At 72.7% G+C, this 14,902-nt stretch carries 12 protein-coding genes; 7 read left to right on the plus strand and 5 right to left on the minus strand.

The features are described from left to right. A partial coding sequence (locus tag AC2H6A_RS11920; RefSeq protein WP_484273793.1) for an acyl-CoA dehydrogenase family protein occupies nucleotides 1–448 on the plus strand: 448 nt, incomplete at its 5' end. Nucleotides 449–457: 9 nt separating this feature from the next. Here AC2H6A_RS11920 and AC2H6A_RS11925 read toward each other — a convergent pair. Next, a complete protein-coding gene (locus AC2H6A_RS11925; RefSeq protein WP_484273795.1) occupies nucleotides 458–2,728 on the minus strand; it encodes a TonB-dependent receptor plug domain-containing protein in 2,271 nt (756 codons plus the stop codon). Nucleotides 2,729–2,739: 11 nt separating this feature from the next. Next, entirely contained in the window at nucleotides 2,740–3,903 is a 1,164-nt protein-coding gene (locus AC2H6A_RS11930) for an acetyl-CoA C-acetyltransferase (RefSeq protein ID WP_484273814.1), read from the minus strand. 330 nt (nucleotides 3,904–4,233) lie between these two features. Between AC2H6A_RS11930 and AC2H6A_RS11935 the strand changes: the two genes are divergently transcribed. Both AC2H6A_RS11935 and AC2H6A_RS11940 read left to right on the plus strand, forming a co-directional pair. After that, nucleotides 4,234–4,413: a hypothetical protein gene (locus AC2H6A_RS11935; RefSeq protein WP_484273797.1), complete on the plus strand. Its 180-nt coding sequence runs from the start codon at nucleotides 4,234–4,236 to the stop codon at nucleotides 4,411–4,413. A 100-nt stretch (nucleotides 4,414–4,513) separates the two neighbouring features. Continuing rightward, nucleotides 4,514–5,065 (plus strand): DUF4337 domain-containing protein, encoded by a 552-nt coding sequence (locus AC2H6A_RS11940; RefSeq protein ID WP_484273799.1) that lies wholly within the window; start codon nucleotides 4,514–4,516, stop codon nucleotides 5,063–5,065. Here AC2H6A_RS11940 and AC2H6A_RS11945 read toward each other — a convergent pair. Next, nucleotides 5,062–6,465: an amidase gene (locus AC2H6A_RS11945; protein ID WP_484273801.1), complete on the minus strand. Its 1,404-nt coding sequence runs from the start codon at nucleotides 6,463–6,465 to the stop codon at nucleotides 5,062–5,064. The two genes, AC2H6A_RS11940 and AC2H6A_RS11945, sit on opposite strands and share 4 nt — an antisense overlap. A gap of 23 nt (nucleotides 6,466–6,488) precedes the next feature. Beyond that, entirely contained in the window at nucleotides 6,489–7,514 is a 1,026-nt protein-coding gene (locus AC2H6A_RS11950) for a P1 family peptidase (protein ID WP_484273803.1), read from the minus strand. Between the two features lie 241 nt (nucleotides 7,515–7,755). On the opposite strand from AC2H6A_RS11950, the gene AC2H6A_RS11955 reads away from it, so the two are divergent. Genes AC2H6A_RS11955 through AC2H6A_RS11965 form a run of 3 tightly spaced genes read left to right on the plus strand, consistent with a single transcriptional unit; the run spans nucleotide 7,756 to nucleotide 10,032 of the window. Beyond that, nucleotides 7,756–8,568 carry an SDR family NAD(P)-dependent oxidoreductase gene (locus tag AC2H6A_RS11955; RefSeq protein WP_484273805.1) on the plus strand — a complete coding sequence of 271 codons (813 nt, stop codon included), beginning with the start codon at nucleotides 7,756–7,758 and terminating at the stop codon, nucleotides 8,566–8,568. 47 nt (nucleotides 8,569–8,615) lie between these two features. Next, nucleotides 8,616–9,008, plus strand: coding sequence for a carboxymuconolactone decarboxylase family protein (locus AC2H6A_RS11960; RefSeq protein ID WP_484273807.1), 393 nt, complete (start codon nucleotides 8,616–8,618; stop codon nucleotides 9,006–9,008). 13 nt (nucleotides 9,009–9,021) lie between these two features. After that, on the plus strand, nucleotides 9,022–10,032 hold the full coding sequence (locus AC2H6A_RS11965; protein ID WP_484273809.1) for an NADPH:quinone oxidoreductase family protein: 1,011 nt from the start codon (nucleotides 9,022–9,024) through the stop codon (nucleotides 10,030–10,032). Here the strand turns inward: AC2H6A_RS11965 and AC2H6A_RS11970 are convergent. Beyond that, a complete protein-coding gene (locus tag AC2H6A_RS11970) occupies nucleotides 10,013–13,201 on the minus strand; it encodes a hybrid sensor histidine kinase/response regulator (RefSeq protein WP_484273811.1) in 3,189 nt (1,062 codons plus the stop codon). The genes AC2H6A_RS11965 and AC2H6A_RS11970 overlap by 20 nt on opposite strands. Before the next feature lie 81 nt (nucleotides 13,202–13,282). Between AC2H6A_RS11970 and hmgA the strand changes: the two genes are divergently transcribed. Then, nucleotides 13,283–14,629: a homogentisate 1,2-dioxygenase gene (gene hmgA / locus AC2H6A_RS11975; RefSeq protein ID WP_484273813.1), complete on the plus strand. Its 1,347-nt coding sequence runs from the start codon at nucleotides 13,283–13,285 to the stop codon at nucleotides 14,627–14,629. The last annotated feature ends 273 nt before the right edge of the window (nucleotides 14,630–14,902 follow it).

Raw genomic sequence — 14,902 nt, forward strand, 5'->3', positions numbered from 1 at the left:
GATCCGACTCGCGCCGGCGCGCCTCACGCACTGCATGCGCTGGTGGGGCGCGGCGCGGCGCGCCCACGACATCGCGGTGGATTACGCCTGCCGGCGCAAGGCCTTCGGCAAGCCGCTGATCGACCATGAGGGCGTGGGCTTCATGCTCGCCGACAACGAGATCGACCTGCAGCAGTCGCTGCTCACCATCGACTGGTGCGCCTGGGTGCTCGACCAGGGCCAGCCCGGCACGCATGAATCGAGCATCGCCAAGGTGGCGGTCTCGGAGGCGCTTTACCGGGTGGCCGACCGCTGCGTGCAGGTGCTGGGCGGGCTCGGTGTCACCGAGGACACGCCGGTGCAGCAGATCTTCCGTGACATCCGGGCCTTCCGGATCTACGACGGTCCGTCCGAGGTGCACCGCTGGTCGATCGCCAAGCGCCTGAAGAAGGGCTGGCAGCCCGGCTGAGGCACCGCGCTACCAGCGGGTGCCCACGGTGAGCAGCAGCCGGGTGCCCCAGGTCTCGGCCGACTGCTCGTAGCGGCTGCCGGCGGCGGCGGCGTCCACGCGCTCGCGGCGGATGCGGGTGTTGCCCAGATTGAAGACATCGAGCCGCCAGAAGCCCAGGCCGCTGATGAGTTGCCCGGCGTGGGCATCGACGCCGAGCCGGGCCCGCTCGCGGCCGCTCATGGCCGCGCTGCTGCCCAGGTCGGAGGCCCCCTTCAGGGAAAGCGACACGCCGCCGAAGGCGCCGCCCGTGCGGGGCATGGGCCGGGCCACCGAGAAGTTGGCCAGGTAGTGGGCCTGCCCCGGGATACGGCCCTGCCAGCCGGTGCCGTCATCGACCCGCGACTGCAGCAGGCTGGCATTGGCGCTGAGGTTCCAGCCGCGCGCGCCGATCGCGCCGAGGTGCTGGCGCAGATCAGCCTCGATGCCCCAGACCAGCGCGCTCCCGAGGTTCTCGGGCCGCTGCTGCCAGCGCCCTGACACCTCGGTCGTGCGGCGTACGATCAGGTCATCGATGCTGCGCACGAAGAGGTTCACACCCGCCTGTCCGCCACCCTCGAGACGGCGCTCCACGCCGGTGTCGAGGCTGAAGGTGGTTTCAGGGCGCAGGGCCGGGTTGCCGATGAGGTCGGGCCGGGTGGGCGAGTTGCTGCCCCAGCCCGGGATGACCCGGTCGATGGTGTCGGTGAGCGCGGGCAGTTTGCGGATGCGGGCGAGGTTGGCGCGCGCCTGCCAGCCCTGGGCGAGCGGCTGGCGCCAGTGCAGCGAGGGCTGCCACTGCTCGGGCGAATCCTGCTGCCGGATGCCATCGACCTCGGTGCCACGGCTGAGCGCCTCGGCGCGCAGGCCGGCGGTGAGCGTGCCCCGCCCCGGCAGCGCCCACTCGTTCTGGCCCCAGAGCACCCGACGGTTGAACCACGAGGCGAGCTGACGGTCGGTGGGCGTCGCCGCGCCCGTGGCCAGGTGGCTGTCGATGCTCAGGCGCCGCTGCTCGAATTCCAGGCCGGCCATCCAGACCTGCTCGCCGCCGGTGCCGGTGAGCTTGATGGCGGCCTGGGCGGCATGCTCGCTGCGGCGATCACCGAACTCGGAGGCCAGCGTGCTGCGGTTGCCTGCCCCGCTGGTGGTCTGGGTGTCGAGCCACTCCAGGCGCTCGCGGGCGATGCGTTCGCCGGAACGCTCCACCGAGGCACGGGTCTCGAGGCGCGCCGCCGACAGCCGCCGGGTCCAGTCGGCGCGCAGCTGCATCAGCTGGCGGTGGATGTCGCCAGCCTCACGGGAGCCGCCAGCCACCGGTGATCCGTCGGCACGCGTGCCACCGAGGCTGCCTTCGGAGCGGCTGTCGGTCTCGGCGGCGAGCAGCGTGGCGCGCAGCACCACGCTGTCGGTGGCCGAGAGCCGGCCGTTCAGGCGCGGCAGCACGGTGAGCTCGCGGGTGCGGCCACGCAGGTGATCGTCGCCGCCGGTGCGGGTGCCATCGGCGCCAACCACCTCACGATGCAGGTCGCTGCCCCAGAGGCGCTCGCCGGCCGACACCGAGACCAGATAGGTCCAGCGGCTGTCGCCCGGCAGCCCGGCATTGCGGCTGTAGAACAGCCGCGGCGCCTGCTCGCCGAAGGCCTGCTGGCCGCTCAGCCGCAGGCTGGTCTCGGGCCGCGGCGCGGATTCGCGCAGCACGATGTTGAGGGTGCCGCCGGTGGCACCGCTGTATTCGGCCGAGGGCGCGCGCAGCACCTCGATGCGCTCGATCATGTCGGCGGGCAGCTGATCGAAGGGCAGCTGCGCACTCGCCCGGCCGCCGCTCACGCGCTGGCCATCGACCAGGATCTGGGTGGCGCCGCGATCCATGCCGCGCATGCGGATGTCGACCGAGCCCGAGGCGTTCGGCGCAGCCTGCACGCCGGGCAGCTTCTGCAGGACATCGGCGATGGTGTCGGCGCCCATCTGCTCGATGTCGTTGCGGGTGACCGTGACCCGCGAGCCGGTGGCCGCGAATCGTTCCTCGAGGCTGCGCTCGGCGCGCACCACCACCGCGTCGAGCCGCTGCGCGTCGCTGGCGCCGGGGCGCTCGCCAGGGCCGACACGATCGCCAGCCCCCATGCGCTCGCCACTGCCCCCGGGACCAGCGCCCTCGGACGCGCCGGACTGGGCCCGGGCGCCGACAGGCACGACCAGCGCCAGGGCCGCAGACAGCACGGCTGCCGGCAGCCGGCCGACGACCCGATGACGGGGCGCGGTCATGGCGGGCGGCGTCAGAGCCGCTCGACGATGGTCACATTGGCCAGACCACCGCCCTCGCACATGGTCTGCAGGCCATAGCGCTTGCCGCGCTGACGCAGCGCGTGGACCAGGGTGGTCATGAGCTTGGTGCCCGAGCCGCCCAGCGGATGACCCAGCGCGATGGCGCCGCCGTTGACATTGAGCCGCTCGGGGTCGGCACCGGTGGCCTTCAGCCACGACACCGGCACCGAGGCGAAGGCCTCGTTGACCTCGAAGAGATCGATGTCGTCGATGTTCATGCCGGCCTTGCGCAGCGCGTGCTGGGTGGCCGGCAGCGGCGCCTCGAGCATGACCACCGGATCGTGGCCGATCACGGTCATGTGGTGGATGCGGGCCAGAGGCTCGACGCCCAGGGCCTTCAGGCCACGCTCGTTGACCACCATGACGCCGGAGGCGCCGTCGCAGATCTGGCTGGCGCTGGCCGCGGTGAGCACGCCGCCCTCGGCGATCAGCTTCACGCCACGGATGCCCTCGAGCGAGGCCTCGAAGCGGATGCCCTCGTCGACGGTGTGCAGCTCGTCGGTGAGGCTGCCGTCGGCCAGGCGCACGCGCACCGGCACGATCTCGTCGCGGAAGGCGCCGGCCTGGGTGGCGGCCGCCGCCCGCTGGTGGCTGCGGAAGGCGTACTCGTCGAGCTCGTCCTTGCTCAGGCCGTACTTCTTCGCGAGCATCTCGGCGCCGGTGAACTGGCTGAACTGGACGCCCGGATAGCGGGCCTGCTGAGCCGGGCTCATGTAGCTGCCGAAGCCGTTCTTGGCGGGCAGCGCCACCGACAGGCCCATGGGCACCCGGGTCATGCTCTCGACGCCGGCGGCGATCACCACATCCATGCTGCCCGACATCACCGCCTGGGCGGCGAAGTGCAGCGCCTGCTGCGAGGAGCCGCACTGCCGGTCGACCGAGGTGCCCGGCACGCTCTCGGGCAGCTTCGAGGCAAGCACCGCACCGCGGGCCACATTGGTGGCCTGCTCGCCGACCTGGCCAACGCAGCCCATGATCACATCCTCGACCAGCGCGGGATCGGCGCCGGTGCGGGCCATGAGTTCGTTGAGCACTTCGGCGGCGAGATCGGCAGGATGCCAGCCGGACATCCGGCCACCCTTGCGGCCGCCCGCGGTGCGGACGGCGGACACGATCTAGGCTTGAGACATGAGGACTCCTCGGTGGGGAAACAGGAAGGGATGAGCGGCGCGGATGCAGGCCGCAGCGCTGCCTGCGCGATCCGCCGATGGTAAGGGATGGCCCCTGCGCTGGCGAACGCCGCGCCTGATGAACCGGCACGCAGGCCGCCTGCGCAGCCTCATCGTCCGGGCCTGAGAGCCCCGCTATAACACGGTCTGACCGACCGTTCGGCGGCCCTGAACGGCACGGCGCGCCGCTCATCGGGATCGCGCGCCGCGTCGTCGGCATCCGCGCGTCACGGCGCGAGGAGCGGTCGCACCATGGCTCGACAGGAGGCACCCATCATGACCGACATGCTGATCGACGACGACCTGCTCGAGAGCGAGTGCAACGCGCACGGCCCGGCCGCGCGTTTCGAGCATCTGGAGGAACTGGCCGAGGAAATGACCGCGCAGGCCAAGGCCAGGCGCGTGTTCGACTGGACCGTCCAGTCGGTGTGCGATCCCGGCAGCCTCGTCCACTGAGGCCGGCATACCGCGCGTGGCGCGCCCGTGGCGCCACGCTAGAATCGCGCGTCCCGTCGCCGGCACGCGCGCCCGGCGAGGACACGCCCAGGAGCCTGCGATGTCCGCTGCCGGTCATGTCGACACATCCCACAAGGGCATTGCGCTGCTGATCGCGATGCTCGCGCTGGTGCTGGCCTTCTCCGAGACCCTCGGCAAGGCCGCCCAGACCGCCGCCCTCAGCGCCAACATCGAGGCGGCCAATCTCTGGAACTTCTACCAGGCCAAGACCGTGCGCATGACCACGCTGCGCACCGCCGCCGAGGCCGCCGAACTGCAGGCCGGCGCCGCCGCCCCCGAGGCGGTGGGCAAGCAGACCGAGGCCTGGCGCAAGACCGCTGCCCGCTACGACTCCGAGCCCGAGACCGGCGAGGGCCGCAAGGAACTCATGGCCCGCGCCAAGCAGGCCGAGGCCCGCCGCGACCGCTCGATGGCGGCTTACCACCAGTACGAGATCGCCAGCGGCGCGGTGCAGATCGCAATCGTGCTGGCCTCGGCCACGATCATCACCGGCATCGCGGCGCTGGCCTGGATCTCGGGCGGTCTGGGCGTGCTCGGCGTGGTGTTCAGCGTGATCGGCCTGTTCGCACCCAACGCCGTGCACATCTTCTAGGCCACGACCGGCAGCGGCCAGAGCCGCTGCGCCGGGCGCAGCTGCTCCAGCACGCGCGACAGCCGCAGCACGCCGAGATCGTCGAAGCGCTGCCCGACCACCTGCACGCCCAGCGGCATGCCCTCGGCCGACGCCGCCCAGTTCACCGAGGCCGCAGGCTGCTCGCTGAAGTTGAAGGCCACGGTGTAGGCGATGTGCGAGAGCGCGTTGGTGGCATCGTTGCCGGGGCTGGGCTGCTCGGCCGGATACGACACCACCGGCGAGACCGGCGAGATCACGAAGTCGAAGGCCGACACCGCCCGCACCGCCGCCTCGCGCATGGCCATCAGTCGCGCGAAGCCGGTCATGACATCGCGCCCCGAGAAGCCTGCGGCCCGCCAGGTGCACCAGCGCATCACGAAAGGCAGCACTAGCGCGCGCCGCTCGGCCGGCATGTCGGCGATGTCGTTGTACGAGCGCGCCTCGAGGAAGGTGCAGATGCCGTCGAGCATCTCGGCGCTCAGCCAGGGCGCGATCGGACTGACCTGCGCGCCCGCGGCGGCCAGCGCCGCGGCGGCGTCGGCGCTGGCCTGACGCACCTGCGGATCGAGCGGCAGGCCCACCCCCATGTCGGCCAGCCAGCCGATGCGCAGGCCGCGCACCGGGAGGCCCTCCAGACCGGCGGCGTAATCGGTGGGCTGCGGTGGCAGGCTCATGTGGTCGCGGACATCAGGGCGGGCGAGCACCGACAGCAGCATGGCGGCATCGCGCACGCTGCGGGTCATCGGCCCGGCAACGCGGCCGAGGAAGGGCGGATCGATGGGCACCCGACCGAGACTGGGCTTCAGGCCGAAGATGCCGCCGTGCGCGGCCGGCAGCCGGATGGAGCCACCGATGTCGGTGCCCACATGGAGCGGGCCGTAGCCGGCCGCCGCCGCCGCCCCCGCCCCGGACGAGGAGCCCGAGGTGTTGCAGGCGGTGTTCCAGGGATTGCGGGTGATGCCGTGCACCGAAGAAACCCCGGCCGAGAGCATGCCGAGGTCGGGCATGGTGGTCTTGCCAAGCAGCACGCAGCCCGCCTCGCGCAGCCGCGCCGCCGGCGGCGCGTCGCGCGGCATGGGCACGGCATCGGCCGCGGCGGTGCCGATCGGCGCCGGGTCACCGCGGGTGTGAATGTTCTCCTTCACGGTGACCGGCACGCCGTCGAGCGGCGAAAGCGGACTGCCGGCGCGCCAGCGCGCTTCGGCCGCCCGTGCGTCGGCCAGGGCCGACTCACGGTGCACCAGGTACATGGCATTGAGCACCGGCTCGCAGGCGGCGATGCGCTCGAGCACCGCCCGGGTGACCTCCACCGGCGAGAGCGTGGCGCGGGCATAGCCGGCCGAGAGCTCGGCGGCGGACAGGTCGGCGGGATGGGTCATCGGGACTCCGGACGGTGGGGAGATCAGCGGGAATGGAAGTCGGCCGCGCAGGGCAGATCGGGCAGGCCGGGGCCGTGCAGCGGGACAGCCTGCCGCACCGCGTGCAGCACCGCCGCAGCGGTGACCGCCGCCGCCAGCGCGCCGAGCGCCGAGGGGTTGCCGCTCAGGCCGCTGCGGCCGGTGGCCAGCGCGAACAGGGTATCGCCATCAAACAGGGTGTGCACCGGATCGATCGTGCGCGCCAGGCCGTCGTGGGCCATCTGCGCGATCTTCTGGGCCTGCGCCTTGGTGAGCACCGCGTCGGTGGCCACGCACCCGATGGTGGTGGCCATGCCGGCCTGCAACGCGGCCGGGAATTCGCCGCCCAGCAACGCCGGGGTGGTGCCCTCGAGGCGGCGGCCGTCGGCACTGCGCAGCCCGGCCACGAGCCGGCCGGTGGTGGGATCGATCACATCACCCACGGCATTCACGGCAACGATCGCGCCCACGGTGATGCCGCCCACGCGGACCGAGGCGGTACCGATGCCGCCCTTCATGGCGCGATGCAGGCCATGCAGCTTGCCCACCGTGGCGCCGGCGCCCGCGCCCACCGAGCCCTGGGCCGGCGCCTGCGCGCTGGCAGCCTGCGCCGCGGCGTAGCCGGCGGCGGCATCGGGCCGGATGCGGTGATCGCCCACGCCGAGGTCGAACAGGATGGCCGCCGGCACGATCGGCACCCGGGCAGGACCGGCGGGATGGCCGATGCCGCGCTCCTCCAGCCAGCGCATGACCCCGCCCGCGGCGTCCAGGCCGAAGGCGCTGCCGCCGGCGAGCAGCACGGCGTGCACCTGCTCGACGAGGTTGGTGGGCGCCAGCAGATCGGTCTCGCGGGTGCCGGGCGCGGCGCCGCGGACATCGACGCCCGCCACCGCCCCGCCCTCGGCGAGGATGACAGTGCAGCCGGTGGGGCGGCGCGGATCGGTGTGATGGCCGACGCAGATACCCGCGACATCGGTGATGGCGCCGCCCTCGGGCAGGCGGACCGACGGCACGCTGATCGGGGCGCTCACCCCGGCCCCCCGCCGGGGCGCGGGTTGGACATGGCTGACTCCGCAGGAGGCCGCGCAGGCTGCGCCGCCGCTGCCCGGCAGTATAGCCACCGCGAGGGCGGGCCCGGGCAGGCGTCGCCCTCGCCAAGCGGAACACCCCGACGGGCCATCAGCCGCGCCGGCGGCCCCCCGCGGCTATCATCGGCGCGACCCTGCCGCCGGGCATCCCGGCCGGTTCCATGCCCCTCCACGAAAGGCACCCATGAGCCAGACCGCCTCGCCCGCCAGCCGCGCGGGCTCCCTTTTCGACCTCAGCGGCAAGGTGGCGGTGATCACCGGCGCCAGCCGCGGCATCGGCCGGGCGATCGCCGAACGCATGGCCGAGCATGGCGCGCGGGTGGTGGTCTCCAGCCGCAAGCTCGATGCCTGCGAGACGGTGGTCGCGGGCATCCGCGAGCGCGGCGGCGAGGCCATGGCCATGGCCTGCCACATCGGCCGCAAGGAAGACCTCGCCGCCATGGTCGAACGCACCACCCAGACCTGGGGCGGCATCGACATCCTGGTGTGCAACGCCGCGGTCAATCCGTACTACGGTCCGTCCACCGAGATGAGCGACGAGGCCTACGATCGCGTGATGAACAGCAATGTGCGCAGCAACTTCTGGTTGTGCAACATGGTCGCCCCGCAGATGGCCCGGCGCGGCGACGGCGCGATCATCATCATCTCGTCCATCGGCGGCTATCAGGGCTCCGACCGCCTGGGTGTGTACGCGCTGTCCAAGGCCGCCGACATGCAGCTCGCGCGCAACCTGGCGGTGGAATGGGGCGGCGGCAATGTGCGCGCCAACTGCATCGCGCCCGGGCTGGTCAAGACCGACTTCGCCCGCCAGCTCTGGGAGACGCCCTGGCTGCTCGAGCGCACCGTCAAGCACACCCCGCTCAAGCGCATCGGCGAGCCCGACGAGATCGCCGGCGCGGCCGTGATGCTGGCCGGTCCCGCGGGCCGCTTCATGACCGGCCAGACCATCGTGATCGATGGCGGCCGCCTCGCCGGCTTCTCGCGCGCCGAGGAATGAACCCCGGGGCCGGCAGCCCGCCGGCCCCACACCACCGGAGACACCCGATGAGCCAAGACCAGAAATCCGACACCTGGAAGGCCGGCTACGCTGCCCGCGCGAAGGTGCTGGGCGAAGCCTATGTCGAGAAGGCCTACCGCGAGGCCGACGACTTCAGCCGCGACCTGCAGGACTACCTCACCGAGCATGCCTGGGGCGCCTCGTGGGTGCGGCCGGGCCTCGACTTCCGCACCCGCAGCATGCTCAACCTCGCCATGATCACCGCGCTCAACCGGCCGCACGAGCTCGAGATCCACCTGCGCGGCGCGATCCGCAACGGCGTGACCCGCGACGAGATCAAGGAGGTGCTGCTGCAGACCGCGGTCTACTGCGGCGCGCCGGCCGCGCTCGACAGCTTCCGGATCGCCCGCAAGGTGTTCGCCGAACTCGACGGCAAGTGAGCCGGAACGCGCCATGAGTCATCCCACGCACACCGCCCTGGTCTGCCAGCGGCTGAGCAACGACCTCTCCGGGCTGGCCTTCGAGCAGCGCGCGCGCCAGCCGCTGGGCCCCGGCGAGGTGCGTCTGCAGGTGCTGGCTGCCGCCATCGGCTTCCCCGACCTGCTGATGACCCGCGGCGGCTACCAGCACAAGCCGGCCCTGCCCTTCGTGCCCGGCATGGAGTGTTGCGCCCGGGTGCTCGAGGTGGGGCCCGGCGTCGATGCCTGGATCCAGCCCGGCCTGAGGGTGATCGGCTCGGCCAAGGAGGGCGCCCTCTCGCAGGAACGCGTCCTGCCGGCGCGGGCCCTTCGCCCGGTGCCCGAGGGCCTGGACGACGCCCACGCCGCGGCCATGAGCTCGCAGGGCATCACCGCCTATGTGTCGCTGGTGTGCCGCGGCCAGCTCGCCCGCGGCGAAACCCTCCTGGTGCATGGCGCCGGCGGCGGCGTGGGCGTGGCGGCGGTGCGCCTGGGCGTGCACCTGGGCGCGCGGGTGATCGCCACCGCCTCCAGCCCGGCCAAGATCGCGGTGGCCCGCGCGCACGGCGCGCACGAGACCATCGACCTCTCCAGCGTGGGCATCGCCGGGCTGCGCGACCGGGTGCGCGCGCTCACCGGCGATCGCGGCGTGGATGTGGTCTACGACCCGGTGGGCGGCGACCTGTTCGATGCCTCGGTGCGCTGCCTGGCCTGGGGCGGGCGGCTGCTGGTGGTGGGCTTTGCCGATGGCCGCATCCCGACGATCGCGGCCAACCAGATCCTCATCCGCGGCATCTCGGTGCTGGGGGTTCGGGCCGGTGAATACGGGCGGCGATTCCCGGCGCTGGGCGCCGACAACCAGGTGCAGGTCGACCGGCTCGCCGCGCAGGGCGTGCTGGTGCCCCATGTGGGTCACCAGCTCGATCTTGTCGACGCCCTGGCCGGCTTTCAGCTGCTCGCCCGCCGCGAAGCGATCGGCCGGGTGGTCATCCGGGTGACGCCCTGAGCCTGGCCAGCGCGTCGGCGGCCTGATCCAGGGTCAGGCGCAGCGCGGCCTCGAGCGTCGCCCGGTGGGTGGCGCCGGGCGGCACGCCGGCGCGCAGTTCGGCATCGATGGCGGCAGCCGCATCGGCCAGCCGGGTCATCCCGAGCGTGCGCACACTGCCCTTGAGGGTGTGCGCCAGCCGACGCAGGTCAGGCGCGCCCTCAGCCTGCGGCGCGCTGTCGGTGGCGGCCAGGCGCTCGGGCACCGGCCCGTACACATCGAGGAAGATGCCCAGGGTCTGGGCAAGCAGCGCCTCACGGCCCAGGCAACCGCGCAGGCCCTCGGCGAGATCGAGCACAGGGGCCAGCGGCGCCTGGGTGACGGGTGCGGCGGGCCCGGGCGGATCGGCCATCGGCGATGCGGGGGCTGCCGGCGCAATCGCGGGCGCCTCGGATGCCGGCACCGCGCCGATCCAGCGCCGCAGCACCTCCACCAGCCGGGACGGCTCCAGCGGCTTGGTGAGGTGATCGTTCATGCCCGCGCGCAGCGCACGGTCGCGGTCGCTTTCGAGCGCATCGGCGGTGGTGGCGATGATCGGCAGGTCGCGCCCCCCGGCGCCAAGCGCGCGGATCGCGGCGGTAGCCTCGTAGCCGTCCATCACCGGCATGTGGATGTCCATGAGGACCACATCGGGCAGGCGCTCGCGCACGGCCGCCAGCGCCTCCACCCCATTGCCCGCCATACGGATGTGCGCCCCGGCATCGGCGAGGATGGCCAGCACCAGGGCGCGGTTGAGGTCGTTGTCCTCGACCAGCAGGATGTCCTTGCCGGCGAACATGCCCGGACGCAGGGCCCGGGCGAGCGCACCGGAAACGGGGCCGGTGTCGGTCGGCGCGGAGACCGTCGCCGCGGGGCCCAGACCCAGGCTGCGCCGCCACGCAGAGGGCAGCACCGGTTCGAGCAGCACGCTGTCGGCCGAGGGCAGCGCCGAGAGGCGGCGCGCTATCAGTGCCACCGTCGGCCGGGTGGGATGGGCACGCAGGCCGGCCAGCCAGGCGCCGGCATCGGCAGGCAGCAGCCGGGCATCGACGCACAGCAGCGGCGCCGAGCCGGATGCCTGCAGCCGCAGCCAGCCGGGGAGCGCCTCGGCATCGGTCAGCGTGCTCGCCCGCACGCACAGCCGCGCCGCCTGGGACGCCAGGCTGCGGGCCACCACCGGATCGTGGTGCAGCACCAGCACATCGCGCCCGGATCGGCGAGTGCCCCAGACCGGACCCGAATCGGGCACCGCGCGCAGCGGCAGATCCAGCCAGAAGACCGAACCCCCGCCGGCGCGGGCACGCACGCCGAGCTCGCCGCCCATCAGCTCGGCCAGCCGCCGGCAGATGCTCAGACCCAGACCGGTGCCGCCAAAGCGCCGGCTGGTGCTGATGTCGCCCTGCGTGAAGGGCTCGAAGACCTCGCGCTGCTGCTCGGGGCTCAGACCGATGCCGGAATCGGCCACCTCGAAGCGCAGCCGCTCGCCGGCGGCGCCGACGCTGATCGCCACGAAGCCGCGCTCGGTGAACTTGACGGCATTGCCGGCGAGGTTGAACAGGATCTGCGCGATCCGTGAGGGGTCGCCGACGCAGCGCGCCGGCACCTCGGCGCCGAACTCGACCACCAGCGCCACCCGCTTCTCGCCCGCGCCAAAGCCGGCAACGTCGAGCACCGGCGAGAGCATTTCCTCGATGGCGTACTCGATGCGCTCGGGCTCGAGCCGGCCGGCCTCGATGCGGGAGAAGTCGAGCACATCATTGAGCACGGTGAGCAGGCTGCGCGCGGCCGAGTGCGCCTGGGCCGCGTAGGAGCTCGACTGCGCCAGCGAACCGGCCTGATGGGCAAGGCCGGTCATCCCGATGATCGCGTTCATCGGGGTACGGATCTCGTGACTCATGTTGGCCAGGAACGCGCTCTTGGCCCGGCTGGCCGCCTCGGCTGCGCGCCGAGCCTCCTCGATCGCCTCGGTGGCGGTGCGCTCGGCGGTGACATCGATGTCGATGCCGGTGGAGCGGCGCGTGCCGTCGGGCGCGACCTCGCGCCGGCCGATGCAGCGCAGCCAGCGCAGGCCGCGCACCGGATGCACGATGCGGTATTCGAAGACGAAATCACGGGCGCTGCTGTCGACCACGCTGTCGGCGATCAGCGTGGCGATCCGGACCCGGTCCTCGGGATGGACCAGACCGATGCGGCTGCCGGCCCGGTTGGGGTCGGTGCCGTAGAGATCGACACCGCGCTCGTCCCAGACCACGCGCCCCTGGTGGCGGAAGTACTCCCACACCGAGGCGTTGGCCGCGGCCAGCGCCAGGCCCAGCCGTTCGCCCGACTGGCGGATGCGCTCGCGGGCCTCGATGTCGTCGGTGATCTCCCAGTTGACGCCGGCCACCCGCACCGCACGGCCGCTGTCATTGCGCTCCAGGCGCCCCGCGGTGCGCACCCAGCGCTGCCGTGGGCCGGCCACCACGCGGAACACCAGACCGAGATCGCCGCCCTCGCCGATGGTGGCGAGGAAGGCCTTCTCGACCGCGCCGCGATCCTCGGGATGGATGCGCTCGAGATAGGCCGCCACCGGGGCCGGCTCGCCCGAGGGCATGCCGAACAGGCTCGCGCCGAGGTCGGTCTGGACCACGGTCTGGTTGCGCAGATCGAGCTCCCACAGGCCGAGGCGACCGGCGTCGGCGGCCAGCTGGAAGCGGGTGGAGACCCGCTCGAGCGCCCGGCGCGCACGCCGTGCCTCGGTGATCTCGAGGCACAGGCCGTCGATGCGGGTGAGCCGCCCACCGGCATCGCGTGCGAGATGGCCCACGATGCGCAGATGGCGCAGCGCCTCGCCCTCGCCGGGCACGGCCACCGGCACCTCCAGATCGAGCACCGCGCCACCGCCGGCAACCACCTGCGCGGCCGTGCGCAGCGCCGCCTCGCGCTGCGGCAGCGGCACCGTGCGGAACAGCGCGGTGATGTCGGCGGCCGGCTCCTCGCGCGGCAGGCCCAGGCTGGCCGCGCGCTCGCCTCGCTGCAGGCGGCCGGCGATCAGATCGAGCTCGAAGAGAAAACCGTCGGCCGCCGCCAGCGCGCGCTCGGCAGTCGGCGATCCTGGCTGCGGCCCTGCGGGCAGCCAGCGGTGCAGCCAGGATCGCAGCAGTCGCGGCATCGGCATGATCGGTCCAGTCTAGCAAAGCCGTCGCGCGCGACCGGGCTACCATCACGGCAGAGCGCTCACCGGAGACCGTCCATGACCACCGACCGCGGCCCGCTGCCATCCCCAGGCGCCGAGGCCCACGCCGCCGGCTACCTCACCGGCCTCGGCAACCAGTTCGCCACCGAGGCCCTGCCCGGCGCGCTGCCGCTGGGGCGCAATTCGCCGCAGCACTGCCCCTACAACCTGTATGCCGAGCAGATTTCCGGCAGCGCCTTCACTGCGCCGCGCGCCCACAACCGACGCACCTGGACCTACCGCCTGCGGCCCTCGGCAGGCCCGCTGCGCCAGCAGCCGCTGGCGGCGCCCGGGCTGATCTCGCAGTTCACCGACACCGAGGCCCCGCCCGAACCCCTGCGCTGGAGCCCGCCGCCGCTGCCCGCCCCCGAGGAAGCCACCGACTTCATCCAGGGCCTGTTCACGATGGCCGGTACCGGCAGCCCGGTGCAGCAGGCGGGCTGCGCCATCCACACCTATCGGGCCAACCGATCGATGCCCGAGCGCTTCTTCAGCAACCTCGACGCCGAGATGCTGATCATTCCTCAGCTCGGTCGCCTGCGGCTGGTCACCGAGCTCGGCGTGCTCGAGCTCGAGCCCCAGGAGATCGCGCTGATCCCGCGCGGCCTGCGGCTGCGCATCGACCTGCCCGACGGGCCGCGACCGGGCGCCCGCGGCTATGTCTGCGAGAACTTCGGCGCGCCCTTCCAGTTGCCCGACCTCGGGCCCATCGGGGCCAACGGCCTGGCCGCGGCGCGCGACTTCCTGGTGCCGGTGGCGGCCTGGGAGGATCGCGAGGGCCGCTTCGAGCTGGTCACCAAGTCGCTCGGCCGGCTGTGGTCGGCAGCCATCGGGCACTCGCCGCTCGATGTGGTCGCCTGGCATGGCAACCATGTGCCCAGCAAGTACGATCTGCGCCGCTTCAACACCATCGGCTCGATCAGCTTCGATCATCCCGATCCCTCGATCTTCCTCGTGCTGCAGTCCCCGTCCGACACCCCCGGCGTGGATGCGATCGACTTCGTGATCTTCCCGCCGCGGCTGCTGGTCATGGAGGACACCTTCCGGCCGCCCTGGTTCCACCGCAACATCGCCAGCGAGTTCATGGGCCTGATCCACGGCGCCTACGATGCCAAGGCCGAGGGCTTCCTGCCCGGCGGCGCCTCGCTGCACAACAGCATGGTGCCCCACGGGCCCGATGCCGAGACCGTGCGCAAGGCGCTGCAGGCCGACACCCGCCAGACCCAGCGGATCACCGACACCATGGCCTTCATGCTCGAGACCCGGCTGCCCCTGCTCACCACCACGCAGGCGCTGCAGGCGCCCTGGCGTCAGGCCGACTATCCGCTGTGCTGGTCTGGCCTCGAGCGACGGATGCCGGGCTGAGATTTTCCTGGCTGCAACCCGCCGCCGGCGTGGCACCGATCGGACCCGCCGCGGGTTTCAGCAGGCGGCACCGGCCGCCGATTCCGCTACCATCGTCCGCACCCGCCCGGCGGGCTGTCCAACCAGCGGCCGGCAGGCCGCGGAGCGCGATTCATGAACTTTGATTTCTCCGATGACCTGAAGCTGCTGCGCGAGCAGGCGCGGCGCTTTCTCGCCGATCGCTGCCCGCCGGCCGCGGTGCGCCGCATCCTCGATGGCGCCGACACCCACGAT

The sequence above is a fragment of the Quisquiliibacterium sp. genome (genome assembly GCF_982640115.1).